Source organism: Bacteroides sp. An269, from assembly GCF_002159755.1.
In the GTDB taxonomy this organism is placed as follows: Bacteria; Bacteroidota; Bacteroidia; order Bacteroidales; family Bacteroidaceae; genus Phocaeicola; species Phocaeicola intestinalis.
This window is the reverse complement of record NZ_NFJG01000064.1, coordinates 1-24,305: the sequence shown is the minus strand read 5'-3', so window position 1 is coordinate 24,305 and position 24,305 is coordinate 1. Positions and strand designations below refer to the sequence as shown.

Below are 24,305 nucleotides of genomic sequence, written 5' to 3'. Positions count from 1 at the left end.
TTCAGATTCCAACTCGCGATGGACACCCTTGCTTTGGGCTGTATGATTCCCGCTATTAGGGCTCATTAGGGACTTGCACCCGTTAGCTAATACTCATGCCGAGCATACAACAACGAAAAAGGCAACTCTTTTCCAAGAGTTGCCTTCTTCTGATTTCTTTACTTCTATCAAGCCACCTTAACTTTATCAACCACAGCCTTGAAAGCTTCCGGATGATTCATAGCCAAGTCGGCCAACACCTTACGATTGATTTCAATACCGGCTTTGTGCAATGCACCCATCAGTTTTGAGTAAGACATACCTTCCAGACGGGCAGCAGCATTGATACGCTGAATCCACAATGCGCGGAAGTTACGTTTTTTAGTCTTACGGTCACGGTATGCATAAGTCAAACCTTTTTCCCATGTATTTTTGGCAACGGTCCAAACGTTCTTTCTTGCACCAAAGTAACCTCTAGTTAATTTTAAAATTTTCTTTCTTTTTGCTCTTGAAGCAACGTGATTTACTGATCTTGGCATAGTTTTAATTCATTTTTGAATGTTAGCGCCGATGTTTTACAACCGGACTTGAGGCTAATGCATTCGGTTAATAATTTAAATAATACATTTACACTACCTGCGAAGATTAACGCATACAAAGAAGTTCTTTCACTGCAGTTAAGTTTGCGCTGTGAACCAAACCCATTTTACACAAGTTTCGTTTCTGCTTCTTTGTCTTCTTAGTCAGGATATGACTATGATAAGCGTGCTTTCTTTTGATTTTACCCGTTCCGGTAAGAGCGAATCTTTTTTTAGAACCGGAGTTAGTCTTTACTTTTGGCATCTTGTTTAAGTTTTAATTATTATTATTAACTGTGGCAACGCACTATACCGGCACGTTACGCACTTTTCTCATTCTTTTCTACAACACCTGCTTCGCGCGGTTCTGCCGCTTTCGGAGCAGCAGGTTTCTTTGTTCCACCCGCTTTTTTCGGCGACAATGCAATAGTCATACGCTTTCCTTCCAAGATAGGCATCTGCTCCACTTTCGCATACTCCTCCAAATCATTGGCAAAACGAAGCAACAACACTTCACCTTGTTCTTTAAAGAGAATGGAACGTCCCTTAAAGAAAACGTATGCTTTCACCTTATCGCCTCCCTGCAAGAACCCGATAGCATGTTTCAACTTGAAGTTATAATCGTGTTCGTCAGTCTGAGGACCGAAACGGATTTCCTTTACATTGACCTTCACTTGTTTTGCCTTTTGCTCCTTTGCCCGTTTCTTCAACTGGTAAAGAAACTTAGAATAATCAATAATTCTACAAACGGGAGGAACAGCATTGGGTGAAATTTCTACCAAATCGGCACCATGTTCTTCAGCCATCCGCAAAGCTTGTGCTATAGGATAAACAGCCGATTCAATATTGTCGCCCACAATACGGACTTCTTTGGCACGAATCTGTTCATTGATTCGATGTTGCCCTTTCAAATTGTCATTTTTCATTCAAATACTTGTTTCCTTTGTCTGCTTATAATATTATTAATGTAATTATTGTTATTCTTTTTTGCCGAAAGCCAAAATGACTTTTGCAAATGCGGTTGCAAAGTTACCACTTATTTATCATATTATGAACTTCTTCCGCAATATTTTTTGCAAATTCTTCGATTTTTACCGTACCTTTATCGCCTTCTCCCTGTTTGCGGACAGAAACTTCGCCATTGGCAGCTTCTTTTTCACCCACAATCAGCATATAAGGGATGTGCTTCATCTCGTTGTCACGAATCTTGCGGCCAATCTTTTCGTTACGGTCGTCTACCAACGCGCGGATGTCGTACTTCTTCAGTTCCAGACGAACCTGGTCGGCATACTCATTAAACTTCTCCGAAATCGGAAGGACAGCAACCTGATCGGGAGTCAGCCACAACGGGAATTTACCGGCTGTATGTTCAATCAATACGGCAACAAAACGCTCCATCGAACCGAACGGCGCACGGTGAATCATTACCGGACGGTGTTTCTGGTTATCGGCACCCATGTATTCCAACTGGAAACGTTCGGGCAAGTTATAGTCTACCTGAATGGTACCCAACTGCCAACGGCGGCCGATAGCGTCTTTCACCATAAAGTCGAGCTTCGGGCCATAGAACGCAGCTTCGCCATATTCCACTTTCGCCTTCAGTCCTTTTTCCTGACAAGCTTCTACAATAGCCTGTTCTGCCTTTTCCCAGTTCTCATCGCTACCGATGTATTTCTCGCGGTTCACCTTGTCGCGCAAGGAAATCTGCGCTTCGAAGTTCTCGAAGTTCATCGACTTGAACACAATCGAGATAATATCCATTACACGGAGGAACTCGTCTTTCACCTGGTCGGGACGGCAGAAGATATGCGCATCGTCCTGTGTAAAGCTGCGCACACGAGTCAATCCGTGCAACTCACCGCTTTGCTCGTAACGGCATACCGTACCGAATTCGGCGATACGCAAAGGCAGGTCGCGGTACGAACGCGGACTGTTGCGGTAAATCATACAGTGATGCGGGCAGTTCATCGGCTTCAGGAAATATTCCTCGCCTTCTTCAGGCGTATGAATCGGCTGGAACGAGTCCTTACCGTATTTCGCATAGTGTCCCGAAGTGACATACAACAGCTTGTTTCCGATAGGCGGACACATCACTTCCTGATAATCGTAACGTGCCTGAATGCGGCGCAGGAAATCCTGCAGGCGGATGCGCAACGCTGTACCTTTCGGCAACCACATCGGCAATCCCTTGCCTACCATATCCGAGAACATGAACAAATCCATTTCCTTGCCAATCTTGCGGTGGTCGCGTTTTTTGGCTTCTTCCAGCATGGTCAGGTATTCATCCAGCATCTTCTTCTTCGGGAAGGTAATACCGTAAATACGGGTCATCTGCTTGCGGTCTTCCTGTCCTCTCCAGTAAGCACCGGCAACCGACAACAGCTTGATAGCCTTGATAGGAGCGGTGGAAGGCAAATGCGGACCGCGGCACAAATCGGTGAATGCACCTTGTGTATAGGTAGTGATATGCCCGTCTTCCAATTCAGAAATCAACTCGCACTTATATGTCTCACCTCTCTCGCCGAACATCTTCAGCGCATCGTCTTTCGCAATGCTCTTGCGCACCAGCGGCTCCTTACGTGCAGCCAGTTCTATCATCTTCTGTTCGATAGCCGGCAGGTCGCTTTCTTTGATAACCACGTCATCTCCCGGATCTACATCGTAATAAAAACCGTTCTCGATAGCAGGACCAATGCCAAACTGAATACCCGGATACAGTTCCTGCAAAGCTTCAGCCAACAAGTGGGCACTGGTATGCCAAAATGCATGTTTACCCTGCTCGTCATCCCATTTGTAAAGAACGAAATCGGCATCTTCGTTAATAGGTCTCATCAAATCAATCGTTTCGCCATTTACGCCACAAGCCAAAACATCTTGCGCCAGACGAGAACTGATGCTCTCTGCAATCTGCAGACCAGTAACTCCTTCGTTATACTCGCGAACAGAGCCATCAGGAAAAGTTATCTTAATCATAGTCTTTTATGTTAGTCTTTTTTATTGAGTCGCAAAAATAAACAAAACTTTTTAATTATACAATTTTTAGGTGATAAGTTGACGAGGAGGAGACAAGGTAACAAGGTAACGAGTGGACAAGGTTTTAAATGCCTTTAGTCAAACTATTCAAAACCTTGTTACCTTGTTACCTTGTCACCTAGTCAACTTATCATCTTATCATCTTTCAACTACCTAATCTTCTTCTTTCATTGTGGTAAAACGCTTCAGCACGCTGTATGCCGAGAATATACCCAGCTCGCCCGCCTTACTCAAGTCTTGCACACCCTCGCTGTTATTACCCAAGAACACATTCGTCAGTCCCCGATTGAAATAAGCATCCGAAAAACGCGAATCAAGTTCGACAGCCTTATTATAATCCACCAATGCCGACCGGTAATCCTTCATCACGGCATAGATATTTCCACGGTTATAATACGCATAGGCAAAATCGGGAGCCAGACGAATCACTTCATCCAAATCATCGCGCACCATGGCATAATCCAGCGCACGTACCTGCAATGTTTTTTCCTGACTTTGCTCTATTTCATAATTTGCATCCCGCTTCCTGTATTCCAACTGTTTGTAGTGGATCATCGCCCGCATAAAATAGGCTGGGAAAAACGCATTGTCCTTTTCGATGGTACGGTCTAAATCTTCCAACGCATTATCAAAATCCTGTACCAGATAAAAATCAAGGGCACGTGCAAAATAGTGCAAGGCATTGTCCGGCTCTTTCACAATCTTCTCCGTTATGTCATCAATCGATGCAAAATGCTGCTTCACCTGCCCTTCGGTAAGCGAAGCTTCATTATTGGTTATCAACAACTGGTGCGGCAAGACACGACGGTTATTCAAGTCATCGATATATTTCGAATAATTAATCTGGTGTTTCACTTCATCCGGACGTTCGTAATAACTCAACACAAACATCGGCTGGGGAAGAATCGTGATATTACGGTCTTGCACACGTCCCCGATAGTCGGTCTTGTATTTCGAACGTTCGTCTTCATTGTCTGCCACTACAATCTTACGGAAATTGTTCATGTTCTTATCCGACTTCTTACGGGTCTTGTCGGCCGAAGCAGTCTGTTGCGATGTCTTTCCGTTCTGCGCATCCAGTTGCGCCTGCAATACTTTCATCTCGTCCTGGCTTGCACCTTTCAGGTCGCCTGTTTTCTTACGAGCCTCGGCACGATACTGATAGCCTGCCAAGAAATTGGGATACTCTTCCAGCACCGTAGCATAGTCACTGATGGCACCGGCATAATCTCCCGTCCTGTCACGCAGCAAGCCCCGGTTGAAGACCGCCATCATATTGTCCGGCTCTATCTGGAGCACAAAGTCGAAATCCTCTATAGCCCGGTTATCGTCTCCTACCTGGGCACGGAGCAAGCCCCGGTTGTAATGCCCGATGAAGTTATTCTTGTCGATGTCAAGAGCCAAGTCGTAATCGCTCATAGCCCCCCGCAGGTTGTTCTGGTAATAGCGTGCCAACGCACGGTTGATATACATGCCCGCATTGCGCACCGACAGGCGTATGGCTTCGGTCAGGTCGCTTTCGGCATCGGCATACTTGTTCCGCTGAAGGAAAAGCATGCCCCGTGAAGCCCACGTGTCGGCATTATAACGGTCCATTTCGATAGCCTTGTCGGCATCCGACATGGCTTGAAGCGTATCCTTCTGCTTGAGAGAGACTTCCGTACGCATCAGATAAGCATCAATATAGCGGGGGGCAATCCGGATCAGCGTATCCAAGTCGGCTTTCGCTTCCGCATAATCCTCGCTCCGCATCCGCGACAAAGCCAGATTATGCCACAGGCTGGTATTCTCAGGATCGAATGTCAACGCTTTCTCGTAATCCTGTATGGCACCCGTGTAATTTTCTTGCTGGATACGCGCGATGCCTCTCACCTGATACGTATTAGGTACATACGGATTGCGCTCAATCGATTCCGTACAATCGGCTTCCGCACCTTGAAAGTCATCCAGATTCAGTTTTGCCAGTCCACGATAAAAATACGGTTCGGCCAAGTAAGGTTTGGCATTGATAACCTGATTGAAATACTGGATGGAAAGAACATAGTCCTCAAAATAAAGAGCGTTTTTCCCGATGGCCATCACCCGGTCCGTATTAATCTGGGCGCCGGCTATCATCGGGAAAAACACTCCTATATATATTATATAAATAAGCTTCCGAATCATTTCACTGTCTTCACCTTGTAAGAGCAACGGGCCTTGCCCTTCAGCATGCCGTTAAGTTTGCCTTTAATCATTTGCTTGCGGAGTGCCGACAAATGGTCGATAAACATGGTTCCTTCCAGATGGTCGAACTCATGCTGCATCACACGTGCCAGATAACCTTCCACCCACTCATCATGCGGATTCATGTCTTCGTCGAGGTAGGTCACATGAATCTTGTCTGGACGTTTCACACTTTCATGAATGCCGGGCAAGCTCAAGCATCCTTCATCCATCGAAACAATGTTGTCGCCCGTTTCCACGATACGGGGATTGATATAAGCATGACGGAAGTCCTTGTACTCGGGGAAATCATCAGCCAACACATCCAGGTTTATCACCACCACACGGATGGGCAAACCTATCTGTGGAGCGGCAAGCCCTACCCCGTCGGCACGATCCATCGTCTCAAACATATTCTGAATCAATTCTTTCAAGTTCGGATAATCCGGTGTAATGTCTTTAGCTTCCTCACGTAACACCGGTTGTCCGTATACATAGATAGGTAAAATCATATTATTTAGTTCTTTAGTTTTTAAGTTTGTCAGTTCTTTAGTTTGTCAGTTCTTTAGTTTTTAAGTTTGTCTGTTTTTAGTTTGTTAGTTCTTCTGTTTGTCATTGTCGAATTATTTAACTCAAAAACCTAAAAACTTAAAAACTCAAAGACTTACATTCCTCTTTTCGACTCCAAATACGACTGTAAAATAATCGTGGCACTGATTTCATCCACCAAAGCCTTGTTTTGCCGTGCTTTCTTCTTCAAGCCTCCGGCAAGCATCGCCTGATGTGCCAAGACCGATGTAAAACGTTCATCGAACAGTTCCACCGGAACATCGGGCAGTTTTTTCTTCAACTGATTCATAAAAGGCACGATATACTTCATACTTTCCGAATCCTCGTTGTTCATCTGCTTGGGATGTCCGATAACGATACGCTCCACCTTTTCTTGCCGCACATAGTCCAGCAAGAAATCCATCAGTCCATGCGTAGGCACGGTAGTCAGCCCGCTTGCAATAATCTGCATCGGGTCGGTCACCGCGATACCCGTACGCTTCTTTCCGTAATCAATTGCCAATATTCTGCTCATAATCGGCGACAAAAATACGAATTTATTCTGTATACTTCTCTATATAAACCTTAAAAGATTGCGTATTTATACTATATGAGAAGCTGTTTTGAATTTATCGTGCGATGATTTGGGATGAGTTTTTGAGGCATTTTCGCTTCTGTGATAAGGAAGATAGCGGGCTATCTGACGAAGAACAGGAGCGGAAAGGACCAAAAAATCGCCCAAAGCACACACGAAAACGGATACATCAAGCCAAGAAAAACTTTTTGGAGAAATTCAAAACAGCTTCTGAATATCCTCATTTTCCCCAATTGCCCATGCAGGGGCGTATCGCATACGCCCGAATGCGCCAACTTATCCATGAGGATGTCTTCAGGGCGTATGAGGTACATCAAGCTATTTCCATACAGATTGATAATTCCGCGCCACGAAATACCACCTTCAACAGGTGAAGCTTCGTGCCAGAACACAGACGGCATACGATTTTATCCTTGCTATACTTTTCCAACTGGGCATCAGCTTCCCGGCTTTTGGCTTCCACCTCTTCATCTGTTGCAGCCGGTTTTACATATTTCAGTTCCAGAATATAGCTGTGCGCAATCTCCGGATAACGCACCCTGTCGGGCAGAAGCAAGAAATCACTATAACCATAACTCAGTTCTATTTCAGGCTCTACCAGATAAAGTGTATTCAAGGCAAGGTAAGCCTTGAAAAAACCTTGCAGGTTATGTTCACCTAAAATACTGTCCCGCACCGAAGAATTTTCCTTGTATGCCGCAGCGATACGGCGAATGAAAGGCTGCCATTCGCCTGTAAAAGCCATATTCGTCATTTCATGTTCCAATGGGATACTGTCAATCTTAAAACTACGGTTGAAATAATCACGCATGAAACTCCAGTATTGTTCTTTCACACAATTATTCGGAATAATCATTTTGATCATGTTCCCATAACTTGTCCCCATCGTGAGCAACCCGTAGTAATAAAGCAAGCTGCGGAAATTATTGTCTTCCGTCACATATTCAGCAGGGAAAGAAGTCTTCAGCCTCATCAGCACAGAACCCGTTGCCGCAATTTCCTCAATAACTCCCATCCGGTTTTCCCGCTGGTTTCCACGGTCTATACCTGCCAGCATCTGAAGTTTCTTATAATCTGTACGCACATTGACATCCACCATCTCTTTGGGAGGACGGCCGAAAGCAACCTGGTGGCGCAAGTAGTAAAGCACCATGTCACAATTGTAAAGACGTTCGGCATCTATGTAGTCTTCCGAAAAACAGTAATTGTTATACCAAGGCCTCATCTCTTCCAGCATCGCCTCGATATCAGCATCAGAACGCAATTTGCCATTATCCTGATAGTAACGGAACATCGTATGCACATCCGACTCGGAAAAGCCTAACATATAATTGAAACGGGGGTCTTGGGAAATATTCCAACCGATGTTGTAACCGCTCGAAAGGTCATCCAAGGTAATGGGAGACACACCTATCAGAAAAACACGACTGAACATGACCTTGAATATCTTGAAATATTCCCGGTAGAACCCGCTGGCGTGGGTCAGCCTGCGGAACCGCTCCTTTCCGCCTTCACTGAGAATAACGTTGGTGAAATTGTCATACTCATCCACAATGAGGTATAAAAGATAACCTTTCTTACGTGCATGCAGATTGATATAGTTCAGCTTAGCCCTGGCACTGTCTTCCGCCTTTACCTTTTCTTCGAACTCCTTATCGTAAAACCCGGCGTATGTCTCGGCAAACATGTCCAGCACCTGGCAACAATATTTATTGAAGTTACTTTCAAGCTCACCTTCATTAGACCCGCTCCCGATAACCGAGAAGTCGAAATAAACAATCTGGCAAGCGTTTTTCAGGGAAGTCGGATGAGCCTTTATCCACAGTCCGTCGAACAACGTCTCAAAACGGTCTGCCTTGGCAATATCATAATATGCCTGCATCATGCTGACGAACACACTCTTGCCGAAGCGGCGGGGACGAATCAGAAACAAGAAATCATTTGCCTCTTCCAAAAGAGGCAGATACATCGTCTTATCCACATAATACCGGTTTTTGCTCCGCACTTCCTCAAAGTTTGCCACCCCGTAAGGGATGCCTTTTACATTTGGCTTATCCATAATCCATCCTTTTTTACATGATTCTTTCTACAAAGAAAGATTTTATCCTATTACAGTTTCTCCACTTCATCACGCGTGAGTCCGGTGATTTTAGCGATAATTTCCGCCGGAATGCCTTCCGATTTCATGCCACGCGCATTTTGGATATTGCTTTGCCTTATGCCTTGTTGTATGCCTTTTTCCAAACCTTCTTGCCGGCCTTCCTGCAGGCCTTGTTCTATACCTTTTTGCATACCCTGTTGCATGCCTTGTTGTATACCCTGTTGTATACCCTGTTGTATACCTTGTTGTATGCCCTGTTCCATACCTTCCCGCAAAGCATCGCTTATCAAAGTGTTCTCTACCCGCACGGCATCCCAGAAGTCATCATACCACCAGAGTTGCGCATCGCTGAAAGCAGACTCTTCAATTTGCGTCACCGCCTTGCAGATTTCCGGATTCTCTAATAACTCTTTGGGGGCTTGCCGCGTATGCTCGTCTATTTCCGTCAGATACCGCAACCAAAGTACCGCCATTTTCTTGCCTTTGAAATCTTGTGGCTTGAATTTGGGAAGCTCTACGAAGATAAACCTCAGCCCTTCTATCACCTTGTCCGTATGCTCCACCTGCACGATTTTATAGTCGTGGTAAGCCTCCGGCACATCCGGCAGGAAAATATCGTTTACCAAGTTGAGCGAATACACGGGCTGTAGCAGTTCGTATTTGCTCTCTCTGCCTCCAAGCTGGCGCACGTACGCTTTCGAGGCGTTGAACAATACGCGCTGCATGAACGCAGGAGACCAGAGCATCTGCATCTCCACCAAAAATTGCCTGCCCATTTTGTCTTTGCACCTCACGTCTACGATACTGTTCTTCTTCAGCGGTGTCTCCGGCACCAGTTCCGGTGTCAGGTATTCGATTTCCGCAATCTCCTCTTCGGGCTTTTCGAAAGGCAGCAAGGCATTGAGCAGGCTGATGACCAAGTCGGGGTGTTCGCCGAACACTTTCTTGAAAGTCAGGTCGGCTTTAGGATCCAAGTATCTCATAATCGATGCTTTTAATGATTGCATACAAAGTTAGGGAATCTTTATCAGTTTACCAACACCTTTGAAGAAATCCTGCTCCAAAAAGAAATGTCCAAGCATGTCTGACAACACTTATCTGCATTTCCAGTCCTCTATAGTCAGGACTGCTATCCTGATAGGTCAGGACTGAGCGAGGACTGGAATGCGTAGGACCGGGCAAACAATTGCATTTCCGGATAAGCCTGGTTTACTCCGGAAATACCATGATGCTTGGTGGGCAATACCCCGAAGATTGTCCGCAAACAGTTTTGCCCTGCCATAAAGTCCATCCTAAAAGGCGAAGCCGGCGCACATCCCTGCGGGCCGGCTTCTGAGATTACTAATTTAAAAATATGTGCAGGGACACTTCCCCGCTATTGATAGAGATATTCGTTAGTTCTTTTTCATATTCACCGTATAGTGATAACTGCCGTCTGCCTGTTTTACGCCCCATGGTGCTCCTGTCTGACGACTTTGGTCTTCATAAGTCAACGTCAACTGAACGTGATAGACACTGTTACGGTTTATCCAATAAGCACCTGCTGCAGTCTGGCTTTCTTCCTTGGGATCATTACACAGCAAAACTTCATAAGCGTCTTTTTCATCCAATTCTTTCTCCGGGTCAGTCACCGCATTTTCTACGCACCATAACAATATACGAGTGGCATTCTCTCTTTTATCATATTTCACCAAATGCGGAGCCACGTAGAAATAGAATGTCCCATGCCCTTCCTTGATGTTCTGCGTGCGGTTGGTAGTAACCACTTCTATATGGTCATGCTCATAAGACTCCCGGTCCACATCCAAAAACAAATAGGCTTCTTTTTCCACGTTTTTCAGGCGGAAATAGATTTGATTATTACCCAACTCTACGCCTTCTCCCAGACTGATGCCAATCTCCAGACGGGCTATCAAGCGGGACAAGACCACCGACATCTGGCTTGCGGCAGTCCCATCATCCGGGGCTGAAGAACCTGACAAATCACCTTCATAGTAACCAAAGAGATAAATTTGATTGACATGCCCGATGTCATCGTTTATGGTGATACCATCCTCTTTATAAATGTCCGTATCATATTCTATCTCCACCGTCTTGTTCTGAAAATCCGACCAACCCACAGGTGTGTTTGCCTCGTTGTAAATCAGTTTTTGTATGCTTTCTTCGTCCATATTGCCAATGAAACACACGCGGGTATCTGACATTGGATACAGCGTGACACCCTCCAACTCAGGTGACAAGCTGCCCGGCAGCTTTCCCTCATCGGTAAAATCACGGTAGTGGTAATATGGATTTCCAGCTGTCTTATTGATTTGCAGCAGATTCCCTTCCGAGTCAAACTGTATGATAGCCAGACTCTTCACGGGATTCTCATCCTCTGGTCCCATCGGTCCGAGGCTGCGTGAAGATGTTCCGCTTCCGACCGCTTGCATCGGAGCTACCGAAGCATTGATGGTAAAGTCGCAAAGCGCAGGTCGGGCATCCGGTATTTCCGAAATGATATCTTCCTGTTGTGTACAAGCGGAAAACATTGCAGCCGCCAACAGGCAAAAGGTCATGACGATTCTTGTTTTCATCTTTTTCTCTTTTTAATTGGTTGTACTTTCAGGCTGAGGAATGATAGGCACATCCTTGCTCCAGTTTACATATTGCCAGGTAATGACACTCACACCATCCTGTATGCTGACCTTGCCTTTATAATGATACGTATAGGCAGCCTGGTATATTTTCTGGTTCAACATCATCTCATACTGCGTAGGGCTTCCGTTTATCTGCAGGTTGAACACCACGATAATGGAAGTCGAAAAAGCATTGGTCGGCAGAATGGGGCATTTGATGTAAAGAGAACCATCCGCACGTTCTTCGATAAACGCATCTTCGAATTGTGTATCCTTACGTATCAGGAAACTGGTATTATTGTCTCCCGTATAGGCATGAAGCGGCTCGCCTGTCGACCAGTTCCACTGCACACTGTTATCCGCCGAAGCCGAATAGCGGTCTTGCACGCCCGATATTTCGATGCCCTGCGGCAATACAGAGATAGAGTGAATATAGGCGTTCCCTTCTTCCGGCACGATGGTAAACTCCAATTGGGCAGTCTGGTTAATCAATTCATTCATCTCCACAATCTGTACCCCTGCACTTGTACTACCAGCCGCATCAACTATTATTTTTTGCTCTGTTACAGATGTCTGCTCATAACGATCATCCGTCGCTATTATATACTCTTTATTATCAACATAAAATGCATACACAAAATTCCCGTCTTTATCTTTTGCATCTGCAACAAATGCCCGTGCTGGAGAAACTGCACGAAATCTATAAGTATGATTTGCAGTCAGATATAAAGGTACTGAAGATTCATGTTCGATGTTCCCATTAGCATCCACTTCACAAGGCAAAAGTTGCTGGAGCGGTCTGTTTTCTTCGTCAAACATCCCATCAATATCCCGTACCACATAACTTTTAGGCTTCATATCTCCATCACGTTCCTCACCTTCTTCCAAATCTTCATTAGGTGTTATATCTTCAGCAAACAACCAAAGCGTAGTACCATCAGGCAGATTCTTAATTGGAACGTTTTCTAATGTAACAGCATCAGCACGGCTTCCCTCCGCAAACCCGTCCAAAGGTTCCGCTACCATACCGGGCAAGGTAAACCTGACTTCCACTTTCCCTTCGGGCACTTCGGGAGAAACAATCGTCTCTACAGATTCGTCCTGACCGCAAGCCGAGAGCAAGCAAGCCACGACGCAAACACCTATATAATATGTTATTCTTCCTTTCATCCTGCTTCCTCCTTTCTTTTAACGGTAGCCTGTATTGTATAGGTCACGGACACAGCGGACATAGACCGCAGCACCTAAATAAGATTGATCATTTACTGCAATAGTTTGACTATTCCTTGCCGCAGTACCTGCATATTTAATCCAAATCATTCTCTTCTTATCGACTGTTTCCGTATTTAACTCAGATGTAGCATACCAAACTTCCGTCCCAATATTATTTAATGCACCGTGAGAAGTCGTAGCATCGCAATATCCTCCTACAGGCAAATACATCACCTCTACCGGATGATCCCAATCATACCTTTTAATCACATCTCCATAATCTTCTCTCCGTTCCAAATTAAAATTATCATTTTCCGAAGCTTCGTATCGCGAAATCACTAAAAGCCCATGAAAAGGATTCTGAGTATATATTTCTACTCCGTTACGAATCGTAGGAGAATTACTTTCATCATTTACCAATTCTATATGCCACCGAATCCGATAAGCATCTCTTGTTCCTTGATTTTTTATACCGTAAATCACTCCCCAATTAAAAGTAAAATCCTCACGTAAAGGTGCAGGACTTTCATCAATAACTTGTCTCCTATCTCCTTCTCCCATACTTAAAATATACACACCTTTGGCATTGGTTCCATCTAAAAAATCATCTGTTTCTTCCCGATAAATATACGGGAAAGCTCCCTCATAAACACTCGAATCATCTTTTTTCCAAAAAGTATCCGTATACTCATCTATTCTATCCGCAGAAAACACATCTTCCTGCAATTCTTGATCATCACCTTGCCAAGAGCCATTATCTGATATCCCCGTAAATCTTCTAAATGTAATATTACCGGAAAATCCCGAGCTGGGCATTATTCCCATAAAATCTCTAACGGTAGGTAAACGCCAACCTGGAGGACAAGGAGTTTTTTTATTTTCAGCCCATTCGTTATTATACCCATTCAAATAGGTTAATCTATAATTTTCTGAATTATAATAGCCGAAATTTTTATTTCCAACATCTTCTTGTGCCGAAGTTAAATCCCAAACTAAATTTCCAGAATCTGTATTAGGACCTAATAAATTTCTATTAATATTATTCCCCCAAGCTTCATAATCAATAACCGGATAAACTTTTCTACCATTAGTTCCTAAAGCTTCAGAAGCCGGAGTGGTATAATCTATTACCCCATTTTTATAATCATACGGAAAATACGGGATATTCCGTCCATACTGATACACATAACCGATGCTATTATACCAGTCATCTACACTACGTGTCGGATTACCGCTGGTTGCCCCAAGATTACGGTCACTCCACAATACGCCATTGAATGTTACAGGCTGTCCCATGTCTTGTTCTTGCATATAACCGTTTTTTTCATTTCCCTCCCCTTCTATCCATTCATAGACTTTAGGAACTAATGTTACTACCCGACGTATATCAGACGAAAAAGCAATATGCAGGGTATATGCATAATTTTGCCTAAACTCCAATGCATCAGTAGTTCCTTCTACAGAAGTAATTGTATTGTAAATAGGCACTAACACCGTTCTATTTCCTTCATTATCGCTAATGCCATAATAATTCTTCGAGTCCTTAAAGGTCACCCGTAAATAAGTTAATGGAATTTCCCTTTGCTCTTCTGCCACCGTTTCGAAAGTCGGGAAAACCAATATCGTAGCTACTTCACCTACATTATCCGAGCCTAAATCGGCACTGGGGACATCCATATTGTTTCCTTCTATTCTTCGGACAGCATCAGATGTAAAGACAAATGTATTATTATATACTTGATAAGTACCTGCAGAAGTTATCCCTGTCGGATTATCCGTATTAGCACCTACCATCTCAACACTTACCAACTGTATATCTGTATCCAGTTCTGTATCTTTTGAAACCTGAAACGTAACTTGCGACATAATGTGCTTGAAAGGCATTTGCAAAATATCCCCCTGCGCATAATCACTATCTTCGTAAGGAGCTTTCAATTCTCCCCGCAGATAATCGATGTAGTCACCGTCCGGTTGTAATTCGATGGGATAAGTCCCTGTTACCGCTTTATCTTCAGGAACGTCCGTCTGGGAATTTTGCGTAAATCCATAAAAATCGGGTGTAGTCTGTTCGATGGGACGTATACCTATAATGGGTATATCGCCTCGCCGCGTTTCTGTCGCTACGATGCCAGTCTCTTCTTCTGTACTTTCCTCTGGGGTACTCCCTCCTTGGTTCATAATCCAGATTCTGTACTTTGTACCTTCTTTAAAATACTTGTCTCCCGGCTCCATGGCGCGCGATACCTGTTTTTCTTTATAAGGAGACAGGGCAATGCCTTCCTGGGCATTCCCATGCTGCCCCCAATCCTCATCCGTACATGATGCAAAGCACAATCCGGCCAGTAGTCCGGCACACAATAAGCTGTATAAACAGATATGTTTTTTCATCTTTCCCTCCTTCTATCTTTATTGTCCGTTATCTTTCGGTGTAATAGGCAGATAATGCGTACCACCGTTTTCCCAGGCTTTCTGTATGCCTTGCAATGAAATGCTTTCGTTTCGGAAACGAATGGTCACTTCGTATTCATATCCCGGATACAGCACATCTCCTGTCTTTGAAGAAATTTCCACTGATTGATTCTCCCAACGAGCCGTACGATAATATATGTATTCTCCATTCCCCATTACATACGACAAATCTGCTTCTATATCCAAATGCAACTGTATGGTTCCATTCGATTCCACAGATTTTTCAAACGGGTCATACCCTTGGGGCAATGTAGCATGAAGTACGTAACACGACCCTAAAGTCAAACCGTCATTGGTTGCTGGGATGTATTCACTTGTTCCTTCCACCTCAATATTCTGTGGTTCACTTATTTCAGAGGCAATATAAGTACTTTGACTATGGCTGTCATCCACTTTCTTTGTAAAACCTTCCGGAACACACAAGTCGTTCTCTGTATCCAAAGTCACCTTTACATTATTTACACCGATGCGGTTCCACATCACTTCGTCACGGACACCGACAAAACGGATACGCGCCGTCAGATGACGGAATTGCAATTCATGCTTTTCTTCTGTAAAACGGTCGTTTTCTGCTCCCTGATGGGCTTGCTTTGCGTCACAAGAAAGAAAGTCCGTGTTCCCATTCTGATATCCTTCATTGACTGTTAAGGTCAGATAATCGGATGAAGGTGTCAACGCTCCAGCCGGAGCATAGCCCGCAGCATAATAGTAAGCATTATCCGGCAGATACTCACGCTGAACTTGATAGGCTATGCCGCTTGCATACGTATAATCATCAATGTTTCCTGTGGGTGTACAAGTAAATGCCGAAGGAGCCGACGCATCATCCGCACTTACCCATTTATGAAAACCGGCATTATCCCAAAACATGAGAAAAGCATTCACGCCTTCCTCTGTGGTGTACAGCGATACATCGTCATTGGCATTCATATAAATTTCTATCGGAGCACGTGATGCCGAATTTTCAAGTATCATGTCATCACCGCAAGCCTGCAAAAAGAATATTCCTCCTCCTGCCAAGCACCAAACCATATAATCAATCAGACGTCTCATGATTCTCTATTTTATTTCATCTTCAGGATTCAATGTAATTTCACCGCTACCACCTTTTTCCCATGGAAGCGAATAAGTATGTACCATGATATAATTCGGATTTGTCACAGACGAACCCGGTCGGGTAAACCTTGTAATGTTCAATATGTAATATCGGTTGCGTTCTACCTGTCCATGCCGATAAAATTCATTCCAGCCATTCGGCGTTAACTCATAATCCTCTCGATTATCCACATACGTATAATAATATCCCCATCCTCCTATATACGGAACAAAATCACCGAAGACACCGGGATTGGTATCAATGTCATCCATGGAAACGCCATCACGCCCCATAGCACCGTATGTATAAAAGGCTTTTACCTTGTTGTGATAAAAATAAGTTCCTTCCGGAAATCCATTCCGGTTATTTGCCCGCTGCAATGAAGAAAGCAACAACTGACGAGCTACAGCTTCGCTTGGACATTCCACAGTCACTACTTCATCAATATTAGACGGTCTCAATTCTTCTATGTCTTCTTTTATATCCGGTTCTATATCTTGCTGTTCCGCCACATAATTAAACAAATCATATTCTACCTGTAAGTTTCTCGGTGTAAACTTAGCGGCTACACATACATGGGTTATCTGTGCCTGTTGCCCTTCAAACGTAATTGTTTCATCCAAAGCAAAAGTATTCTCCGGACAATAAATCCCCTCTGTATAACTACTCAACTCAGCTTCTGCAAATGGCAATGTCGCACGCAAATAAGGACTGTCGTATTCTCCTTCTATTGGCTGAAAATAAAAATCGTCGTTATTTGCATTTGTAACAGATAATTCGTTGTTCGGGTCAACGACATTAGCGTATGCTTGTGCTTCTGACACCTCACTATTTATTTGCTGCATGATAAATGTTTTCCGATTCAATCCATTTACAAGGTATTTTACATCCGACTGGCGTATCCATCCTTCAAAATTTTCAGCATTTTTATTCGAAACAGGCACATAGCCGTTCCCATCCGTTTTACAAGTAACGAGTATCTTCGCGACCAACCGTTTTAAATTAAACGGACCTGTAGTATATTCAATGGGAGTCGCTTCTTCATCTTCACTTGTTTCTGTCACTTTCGGCTTTATACCTTTTGTGCAGAACATGGCGATATGTCTGCGCCCTGTAAGGTCTGAATTTTCAGTTGAATAGGGTGACAGGTCTGTCACCAAATCAAATACGTTATTCGTAAATGTATAAGCCGCATCATCCGTCTCTTGCTGAATAAAAGCCTGTGCCTGAGCCATAGTCAAGTTAGCTCCTACATATACAGTCGTTTGGGTCAAATCCAAATCGTCTAATTCTACAGTATAGGGTGAGCCTGTAATATCCCACAGATAAATGGGTTCTTCCCACGTACCATCGGCATGCTTGATAAAAACTTGTAAAGTCACGATATTGTTTTCCCATGTTGCAGCCGGATGTTCGGGGTCGTCATCATCAACAGCCCGTGAAGCCGTATCTTCCCCTTCGATAGAAAAGTTCAATGTCAGCAAAGTCTTGTCCGACACGTTGGTTTGTCCATCGGGAAGCACGGCATCTTCGCTGCAACCTGCTAAACTCAGCAAGCTAAAGATACACATTATTATATATAGACTTCGATGTTTCATATCTCAGGGGTTATATCGTTGTAACGGACAATCCAATCGTTAATAATCACTTGCGTATTAATCCAAGCATTGTTCGAGTCGAGGAAGAACGTCATGACGTAAGTATCTTCACGGTCGAGGTATTCCTGAAGCGGCATGTCGTAGTTTGCCACCGTCTTGCACAGTTCCAGATAGTCTATCAAAGGAATAGAAAGCACTGTCTTACCCGTTTCACGGTTAGAAATGGTAAGGCGGACATCGCTGTCTGCCATCAAACGACCGGTTACCAGTTCAGCAACAGCCATATTAAGCTGGTCTTCCGAAGCCGGACCATCAATACCGGCTGAGCCTTGGGATTGGTAATAAGGCATATATGTCAACGTGCCATCGGTTGGGTCAAGGCTGTTATCAGCTAACATCAACCCGTTTTCTTCGGCAACGGTAAATTCGAATTGAGAAGCATCAACCGATCCGGCAGCCATCTGCTGGAGGATGATGCGGAAGGTGTTAGTGTTTTTCACCAAAGGTAAGGTAAAATATTCCGTACGGTCTGCAGTACGAGACAATGCCTGCGCGTTCAACTGTCCGTGCCATAAAGGCTGAAGATAACCTACCGAATCAACCGGCTCGCCGTGCAGCGTGGCGGGATAACGGTTGATGCGGCAAGTCAAATCGTCAAGGGTAGAAATCCCTTCGGTCAAACGTGGTACAGTAAATCCGTCACCGTCTTGTACGCCCGCCCATGCTACAAGCTGGTAATCGCCTGCGTCAAGAGGCAGCATCATCGAGTAATCCGGCTGGGCAAGCATTTCGCCCCGGTCGGTTTGCTGGAAGACAAGTCTTCCTTCGGCATCGAAAGCATACAAGGTAACCGAATGCACTTGGCTGGCAAAAGCATCGGCAAAAAGCATATTGTAGTCATACTTGAACTTTACCCGATACTCAGTCTCTACGGGACAATCGTCGTCATCCCAAACGGTATCGCACGAAGTTACGGGCAGAAGTACTGCCGCAGCCAGCAACAACTTGCATGCTTTGCGGTGTATGGAGTAAAGCAATGTTTTCATTTTTCTCTTGAATTAATAATTAACAGTTAATAATTGATAACGGTGAGGGCGGTTGCGTTGGTCTTATTTTGTGGGGGCGTATGCCATACGCCCCCACAAGATTTATTTATAATACACTGTTAGAACTCAATGTCGTTGTAACGGACAATCCAAGGAAGGATTTTTACTTCTACATTCAGAGCTGTCTTATTATCTGGATATTCATCCGGAATATTCGGTGTCGGGTCTACAAACGGGTCACCAATCATGTTGATGTCGGTTACAGCCAACGAGTAGATATTGTTACGCATGATAGCAAACTCCATGTTACCCAATGCAGCATTGTCGCCATTGTCATAGTGCTTGATCTCGGTGGTGTAATAGTAACAGAGACCGCCCTCATATAAACTGATATCTTCCTTACCATTTGTGTCGTTTTTGAGCTGCTCTAACATTTCTCTTGTTATCGTTTCCCCGCTCTGTTCTTTCGTTAATAATTCCTTGAATTTATCAGAAAGAGTGGACTTAAATGAATCGTAAATTGCTTCCAAAGATCTGAATAAATGGTTACTGTATCTATACAATGGGCCATCTAAACTTTGTAATTGATTGTTTTCATCTTTTGTATAAATCCGTGCTACAAATGAGATACCTGTACTTAATCCATGAATCTGGTGGTCTCTATCTGTCGAATTTTCGAAGCAATATGCCATTCTCTGACCGATACCATCTACGGCTTGACCATGTTGCGGAACATCCTCACTCGGAGGTGTTAATTCTGCTGTAACAATTTGGTTGTCTTCATCTACTAATGTAGCGAATGGTTTATAATACCGTGCTGTGGCACCGTTAACAACAAAATTATCATCATTTATACTTAAAGATTTGCTTTCTTCTGACACCTGTGCCAATGTATTGTAGAACCAGTCATCAGCATTTTCTATTGCAGAGGCTGCTGCATCGTCATCGGTCAGACTGACGCTATTCTTTTCTTTCCAATAAGGAGTATAAAGATAATTAGTGCCATTCAGTTCTCCAAATTCTACAGGAAGTCCATTTTCGGCTGTTGTGTGGCGCACATAATAGACGCTGTTAGATAGATTGGTCAATGCATATCCTTCCAGTTTTACATACCATTTTTCTGAAGGTGCTGTTGTCGTTGCTTGATAAGTAAGGGATGCTAATGGGTCATCCACACTAGCAACATGATAATAACCCTCTCTTGGATTCTCAGAAGTTGAAGGGGTTAACAATGTATAGACATTTAAAGTTTGAGTTCCTCCTCCCTTTTCTTCCGGTATTGTAACAGTCTGCTTCTCTGAGGTTTTAGCATAAGCTCCCTTAAATACAGGTTCACTTTCCCCCTCAGGAATATCTAAACGTACGTATACAAGTTTACCATCCAAATCTTTTGCAACATTCAATTCCCGATACTCATATTGAGCTGTCTCTTCTTGACTCTCATTAATATTAATTGCGGCATCTACTGTTTCAGCTTGTACACGACCTACATTTACATCAACTTCATACACATTGTTCTCTTTTACTGTGCGATAAGTGATTTTAGAATAAACACGTTCTATGTCAATATAGGCAACAGCAGGTGCCTCAGGTGTGTTCTCAGGTTTCAAATTAATCGTATATGCCTCACCATCTTCATTATAGCCTTTATTAGCCATCATGATTGTCATAGGCTCTTTCCCACCATTCTCCGCATCTCTTTGTCCTGCTGCAAAATCTTGATATGCATCTGCATCTTCAGCCAAATCATAGCTATGTGATAGGATAGTGGTATACAAGTTCTCTACGTCATTGCTATCGTGAATTCCTTGACCTAAGCCTACAATACCACTTGTCAAAGAAGAAACAGGATTTGCCACAACTAATACATTGTAATTACCCGTTGTCAGTTCAATCGGTGCAGCGTTAGCATAAGTTCCGTTGCTTGCATTTTGAATAATAAAAGTGCCATCTCCATCTTCATCGGCAGCCGATAAACCTACATTGTATAACTGAGCAAAACTAACATTTTCTCCCTCTGTGTTTGTAGGTGAAGGGGTAATCACTACCAATACTTCCTCAATTTTTCGTTCATCTGTGTTTCCAGTATTGTGGTGTCCACTATCCTCTGCAGAGCCATCCTGGTCCCCATAGTTATTCGCATCATCAGCGGTAGAACGGCTGCTATTGCCGCCATTGGCTGTGAACGAAATAGTCAAGTAAGCTGGGGTAGCGTCGCCGCCTGTACCGGTATTCCCCCCCTTACCGTCAATCACGTCGTCTGAGCACGCGGCAAAACTGAGTGCCGCAAATGCCAAAGCAAAAAATTTAAACTTTTTCATAAAACATTTTACTTAAATTAGTATTGCATTAATTATCTCTTTCTTTTTTTCTGACGGCTGCATGGTTGCAAGCCGTAATAACAGGTTACCTGATATATGTCAGGTTTTCTTCCGCCTCGCCGATGCCTGCCTTGGCTGCACGGTCCAGGTAGCTTTCCGCTTCTTCGTAGCGTTCCAGCATAATCATTGCCACCCCACGGGCGTTGTCGGCTTGCGGCGTGTCGCCCGCCTTTTCCAGGTACTTCAATGCCAGTTCCGCCGCTCCCCGTTCCAAGAGTGCATTGGCTGCGTTGAGGTTTGCCACCGGGTCGTCGGGATACAGGCGCACGGCAATATCGAATACACGATTGAAATCCTCGCTTCCGGGCTGGTAGGTCTGCGCTACGGCAAACATCTCCTGCAGGCTGAGGTTTTGCGGACGGGTCTTGATGACCTCTTTTGCTTCTTCTACATTGAAACCGCGGATAACATAATCTACCGTATAATCGGTACGGCGCAGGGCGGGATAGCAGTCTTGCAGCAAGGTGCGGTAAGACGCCGCATGTTCTCTGCGGATGCGCTGCTCTTTGGCATCGGGTTCTTCCTCGCTATCGATGATAGCCAGGATGGCTTCTTTATCCGCCAAACCGCTTTGCGCCACATACTTGCGCAAGCCTGCCCAGTTTTCTGCTCCGGCATTGGTGCGGAACAGGGAGGCTTCGAAGCCGTATTCACTCATCAGATAATCCTTCAAGGCATCGGTACGTCCTTCTGAGAGGCGCACATTGGCGGCATATCTGCCTTCGGGCGAGGCATATCCTTTCAGACTGATTCGGGTAATGCTGAAATCTTTGTCGGTACGGATGGTATCGATGGTAGCACGTATCTTTGCCAGTTCTGCCGTATTCCGGCGGTATTCGGGATAAATCACCGTCTTGTTTACCGGAAAATCCAAATACGCCTCACCACTCAACGCACGTGCCTTACGGGTTTCTGCCTGTGGACTGATGTATGCCAGACGAGGTGTAAACACCAAGTCGGCCTGCGCTAAAAGGATGCTGTTGCCTTTACTGACCTCACCGCATTGGCAGGTATCTTCCGCCACTACCAAGGAAGCACGGTCCATCCACTTACGATAAGGAACAGATACCTGATAACCGACCTGTTGTGTTGCATTTTTGTCTTTTTTTATAATGGTATATGGACTATCGGCGTAAAGAGATTCTTCATTGCGCTGATAATACAAATAACGGGTACGCCCCATTACCTCAATGGCAGGGAGCCATTCTTCTTCCCCTTCTGCATAAAACAAAGGAGTTACTACAATAGAGCGGTTACGCCCTACCTCCATGCCGCTTAAGTTGAGGTTCATACGTATCACCACACTATCGCGTTGCTTCCGGATGTCCACGCCACTCACCTCGGCACCACCCGGTAAACGTTTCACCTCATCGGCAGCAACCGGTACCAACGGAAGCAAAGCCAACAGACTATATAAACAGATTGTTTTCATAACCATTCCTCCTTCCGTCTTTTAAAATACGTAAATCAAATTAATAGCAGCTTTGGTAGGTCCAAAGTAATTATGCGGTTTGTTTTCTTCCAGCAAATCGCCACAATGGGGACACTCATACTTGTCATACCGGCTATAAACATAACCGATACCTATTTCTGCCTCCAGACTCCAATGTCTGGAGAGCAACCATTGATAGCCGTAAGCAATACCCGCTCCCAGCATCCAACCTTCAAAACGATAGTCTTGCAATTGTCCAAAATCGGTACCAAGGAAAGTAAAACCGGTATTCCAGTTTCCCATATTGTAGATGCCGCCCAACAGATGTGCACCAACAAAATGCCCGTTAAAGGTTTCGCAAAACCAATAACGCACTTCAGGCTGGAAAGACAATTGTTTCCATTTCTTATTTGCTGAAAAATCCCAAGGATTCCAGTTAACAGACATATCAAATGTCCATTTAGGTGAGAGACTTACTTCTGCCGCAACATTCATTGTAGTGGTTACATCATATAACAAATTGCTCTTCACCACCAATTTTTGTGCATAACCGAAAACTCCCATCATACATACCAAGATGGTTAGTAAACATTTCATAGCATCTCTACTTTTTCCGCCTATTTATAGCGGTACATTTTACTTAATTTAGTATCTTTATGCAAGCCGGTTATCTATTAAAGAAAAAAGCTTGCAACAAAATCTCTACTTATCACATTATGAGTAATCCGCAGCAAACTTAAATAAAATATTTTACACAAGCAAAAACAATAGAAGTTTTTTCAAAAAAAATAATAAAATCATGGGAAAGCATTGAAAAAGAGGTACCGAAACATAACTAAGTCTGTACATTTAAATAATGCGAATCAGGAGTCATACCATGAGCGGTATGATTTAATACATTTTGCCAATGTCACAGTTCCAGTATGCTGCCTTCGTTCCGTTCACCGCGCATTTTTAAACTGTAATTTATCATACGCAGATTATTTAAAAGGTTGTTGCTATTTTCTTCTTCTCCCAACGCAGAAAACTTCGTCTGGTGTAAGATTATTAATCTTCCGCTTGTAAGATTATTAATCTTGCAGCCTGAAGATTAATAATCTTACACCAGATAGACCTATATGCGTTTGCCGACGCACCTATATTTGCGGGCTTACATTAGAATGCACCAACTTATCCACGTGGACGTTTCCAAGGCATATGAGATACGCCCCTACAAGTCATTGGTATACTTTGCGCGGCATTAAAATGTGCATTTTCTCACCACAGACACAGGTATACAGAGTCTTTTAAATTTTTCCTCTGTGGTACTCTGTGTCCTCCTTTAGATTTGCATTGGTAAAAGGGCAAAGAAAAAAGTTACCTTTGCCGTAAAAAAGGTTAACCAAGAAAAGGAGGTGACCTATTGTGTCCTATAGG

19 protein-coding genes are annotated in these 24,305 nt (G+C 44.0%); 1 reads left to right on the top strand and 18 read right to left on the bottom strand.

All coding sequences use genetic code 11. From position 1 onward, the window contains the following. Positions 1 to 167: 167 nt before the first annotated feature. The 7 genes from rplT to ruvX all read right to left on the bottom strand — a co-directional run bounded on the left by rplT (position 168) and on the right by ruvX (position 6,876). Positions 168 to 518 carry a 50S ribosomal protein L20 gene (rplT, locus tag B5F71_RS12240; RefSeq protein WP_087210727.1) on the bottom strand — a complete coding sequence of 117 codons (351 nt, stop codon included), beginning with the start codon at positions 516 to 518 and terminating at the stop codon, positions 168 to 170. A 106-nt stretch (positions 519 to 624) separates the two neighbouring features. Beyond that, positions 625 to 822, bottom strand: coding sequence for a 50S ribosomal protein L35 (rpmI, locus tag B5F71_RS12235; protein WP_022040183.1), 198 nt, complete (start codon positions 820 to 822; stop codon positions 625 to 627). Between the two features lie 55 nt (positions 823 to 877). Continuing rightward, the gene (gene infC / locus B5F71_RS12230; protein WP_022040184.1) at positions 878 to 1,483 is read right to left on the bottom strand and encodes a translation initiation factor IF-3; all 606 of its coding nucleotides are present in this window, start codon (positions 1,481 to 1,483) and stop codon (positions 878 to 880) included. A 103-nt stretch (positions 1,484 to 1,586) separates the two neighbouring features. Then, on the bottom strand, positions 1,587 to 3,530 hold the full coding sequence (gene thrS / locus B5F71_RS12225; protein WP_087210722.1) for a threonine--tRNA ligase: 1,944 nt from the start codon (positions 3,528 to 3,530) through the stop codon (positions 1,587 to 1,589). A 213-nt stretch (positions 3,531 to 3,743) separates the two neighbouring features. After that, positions 3,744 to 5,753, bottom strand: a complete 2,010-nt coding sequence (locus B5F71_RS12220; RefSeq protein WP_087210719.1) for a tetratricopeptide repeat protein — start codon at positions 5,751 to 5,753, stop codon at positions 3,744 to 3,746. Continuing rightward, positions 5,750 to 6,304: a peptide deformylase gene (def, locus tag B5F71_RS12215; RefSeq protein ID WP_022040187.1), complete on the bottom strand. Its 555-nt coding sequence runs from the start codon at positions 6,302 to 6,304 to the stop codon at positions 5,750 to 5,752. Before def ends, B5F71_RS12220 begins: the two co-directional genes overlap by 4 nt. A gap of 152 nt (positions 6,305 to 6,456) precedes the next feature. Continuing rightward, the gene (gene ruvX, locus B5F71_RS12210) at positions 6,457 to 6,876 is read right to left on the bottom strand and encodes a Holliday junction resolvase RuvX (RefSeq protein ID WP_022040188.1); all 420 of its coding nucleotides are present in this window, start codon (positions 6,874 to 6,876) and stop codon (positions 6,457 to 6,459) included. Positions 6,877 to 6,980: 104 nt separating this feature from the next. Between ruvX and B5F71_RS20300 the strand changes: the two genes are divergently transcribed. Continuing rightward, positions 6,981 to 7,310 (top strand): hypothetical protein, encoded by a 330-nt coding sequence (locus B5F71_RS20300; protein ID WP_158098088.1) that lies wholly within the window; start codon positions 6,981 to 6,983, stop codon positions 7,308 to 7,310. Here the strand turns inward: B5F71_RS20300 and B5F71_RS12200 are convergent. The 11 genes from B5F71_RS12200 to B5F71_RS12150 all read right to left on the bottom strand — a co-directional run bounded on the left by B5F71_RS12200 (position 7,250) and on the right by B5F71_RS12150 (position 23,486). Next, entirely contained in the window at positions 7,250 to 8,995 is a 1,746-nt protein-coding gene (locus B5F71_RS12200) for an ATP-binding protein (RefSeq protein ID WP_087210714.1), read from the bottom strand. The two genes, B5F71_RS20300 and B5F71_RS12200, sit on opposite strands and share 61 nt — an antisense overlap. A gap of 50 nt (positions 8,996 to 9,045) precedes the next feature. Beyond that, positions 9,046 to 10,020, bottom strand: a complete 975-nt coding sequence (locus tag B5F71_RS12195) for an Rpn family recombination-promoting nuclease/putative transposase (RefSeq protein WP_087210711.1) — start codon at positions 10,018 to 10,020, stop codon at positions 9,046 to 9,048. Between the two features lie 411 nt (positions 10,021 to 10,431). Further along, complete coding sequence (locus B5F71_RS12190) at positions 10,432 to 11,613, bottom strand: hypothetical protein (protein ID WP_143269895.1); 1,182 nt, start codon at positions 11,611 to 11,613, stop codon at positions 10,432 to 10,434. Positions 11,614 to 11,625: 12 nt separating this feature from the next. Continuing rightward, positions 11,626 to 12,825 (bottom strand): BF2992 family fimbrillin-A clan protein, encoded by a 1,200-nt coding sequence (locus B5F71_RS12185; RefSeq protein ID WP_087210705.1) that lies wholly within the window; start codon positions 12,823 to 12,825, stop codon positions 11,626 to 11,628. 18 nt (positions 12,826 to 12,843) lie between these two features. After that, positions 12,844 to 15,255 (bottom strand): fimbrillin family protein, encoded by a 2,412-nt coding sequence (locus B5F71_RS12180; RefSeq protein ID WP_087210702.1) that lies wholly within the window; start codon positions 15,253 to 15,255, stop codon positions 12,844 to 12,846. Between the two features lie 18 nt (positions 15,256 to 15,273). Next, positions 15,274 to 16,389, bottom strand: a complete 1,116-nt coding sequence (locus B5F71_RS12175; RefSeq protein ID WP_087210698.1) for a fimbrillin family protein — start codon at positions 16,387 to 16,389, stop codon at positions 15,274 to 15,276. A 6-nt stretch (positions 16,390 to 16,395) separates the two neighbouring features. After that, positions 16,396 to 18,030, bottom strand: a complete 1,635-nt coding sequence (locus tag B5F71_RS12170) for an Mfa1 family fimbria major subunit (protein ID WP_143269894.1) — start codon at positions 18,028 to 18,030, stop codon at positions 16,396 to 16,398. Then, positions 18,027 to 19,076, bottom strand: coding sequence for a FimB/Mfa2 family fimbrial subunit (locus tag B5F71_RS12165; protein ID WP_087210692.1), 1,050 nt, complete (start codon positions 19,074 to 19,076; stop codon positions 18,027 to 18,029). Before B5F71_RS12165 ends, B5F71_RS12170 begins: the two co-directional genes overlap by 4 nt. A gap of 119 nt (positions 19,077 to 19,195) precedes the next feature. Then, on the bottom strand, positions 19,196 to 21,397 hold the full coding sequence (locus B5F71_RS12160; protein ID WP_087210689.1) for a fimbria major subunit: 2,202 nt from the start codon (positions 21,395 to 21,397) through the stop codon (positions 19,196 to 19,198). Positions 21,398 to 21,482: 85 nt separating this feature from the next. Then, positions 21,483 to 22,889, bottom strand: a complete 1,407-nt coding sequence (locus B5F71_RS12155; RefSeq protein ID WP_087210730.1) for a DUF3868 domain-containing protein — start codon at positions 22,887 to 22,889, stop codon at positions 21,483 to 21,485. Between the two features lie 21 nt (positions 22,890 to 22,910). Continuing rightward, positions 22,911 to 23,486 carry a DUF3575 domain-containing protein gene (locus B5F71_RS12150; protein ID WP_087210686.1) on the bottom strand — a complete coding sequence of 192 codons (576 nt, stop codon included), beginning with the start codon at positions 23,484 to 23,486 and terminating at the stop codon, positions 22,911 to 22,913. Positions 23,487 to 24,305: the final 819 nt, after the last annotated feature.

Excerpts from the sequence above, each read along its gene's own strand:
- rplT (WP_087210727.1), bottom strand. The coding sequence starts at position 518 with ATGCCAAGATCAGTAAATCACGTTGCTTCAAGAGCAAAAAGAAAGAAA.
- rpmI (WP_022040183.1), bottom strand. The coding sequence starts at position 822 with ATGCCAAAAGTAAAGACTAACTCCGGTTCTAAAAAAAGATTCGCTCTT.
- infC (WP_022040184.1), bottom strand. The coding sequence starts at position 1,483 with ATGAAAAATGACAATTTGAAAGGGCAACATCGAATCAATGAACAGATT.
- thrS (WP_087210722.1), bottom strand. The coding sequence starts at position 3,530 with ATGATTAAGATAACTTTTCCTGATGGCTCTGTTCGCGAGTATAACGAA.
- B5F71_RS12220 (WP_087210719.1), bottom strand. The coding sequence starts at position 5,753 with ATGATTCGGAAGCTTATTTATATAATATATATAGGAGTGTTTTTCCCG.
- def (WP_022040187.1), bottom strand. The coding sequence starts at position 6,304 with ATGATTTTACCTATCTATGTATACGGACAACCGGTGTTACGTGAGGAA.
- ruvX (WP_022040188.1), bottom strand. The coding sequence starts at position 6,876 with ATGAGCAGAATATTGGCAATTGATTACGGAAAGAAGCGTACGGGTATC.
- B5F71_RS20300 (WP_158098088.1), top strand. The coding sequence starts at position 6,981 with ATGATTTGGGATGAGTTTTTGAGGCATTTTCGCTTCTGTGATAAGGAA.
- B5F71_RS12200 (WP_087210714.1), bottom strand. The coding sequence starts at position 8,995 with ATGGATAAGCCAAATGTAAAAGGCATCCCTTACGGGGTGGCAAACTTT.
- B5F71_RS12195 (WP_087210711.1), bottom strand. The coding sequence starts at position 10,020 with ATGAGATACTTGGATCCTAAAGCCGACCTGACTTTCAAGAAAGTGTTC.
- B5F71_RS12190 (WP_143269895.1), bottom strand. The coding sequence starts at position 11,613 with ATGAAAACAAGAATCGTCATGACCTTTTGCCTGTTGGCGGCTGCAATG.
- B5F71_RS12185 (WP_087210705.1), bottom strand. The coding sequence starts at position 12,825 with ATGAAAGGAAGAATAACATATTATATAGGTGTTTGCGTCGTGGCTTGC.
- B5F71_RS12180 (WP_087210702.1), bottom strand. The coding sequence starts at position 15,255 with ATGAAAAAACATATCTGTTTATACAGCTTATTGTGTGCCGGACTACTG.
- B5F71_RS12175 (WP_087210698.1), bottom strand. The coding sequence starts at position 16,389 with ATGAGACGTCTGATTGATTATATGGTTTGGTGCTTGGCAGGAGGAGGA.
- B5F71_RS12170 (WP_143269894.1), bottom strand. The coding sequence starts at position 18,030 with ATGAAACATCGAAGTCTATATATAATAATGTGTATCTTTAGCTTGCTG.
- B5F71_RS12165 (WP_087210692.1), bottom strand. The coding sequence starts at position 19,076 with ATGAAAACATTGCTTTACTCCATACACCGCAAAGCATGCAAGTTGTTG.
- B5F71_RS12160 (WP_087210689.1), bottom strand. The coding sequence starts at position 21,397 with ATGAAAAAGTTTAAATTTTTTGCTTTGGCATTTGCGGCACTCAGTTTT.
- B5F71_RS12155 (WP_087210730.1), bottom strand. The coding sequence starts at position 22,889 with ATGAAAACAATCTGTTTATATAGTCTGTTGGCTTTGCTTCCGTTGGTA.
- B5F71_RS12150 (WP_087210686.1), bottom strand. The coding sequence starts at position 23,486 with ATGAAATGTTTACTAACCATCTTGGTATGTATGATGGGAGTTTTCGGT.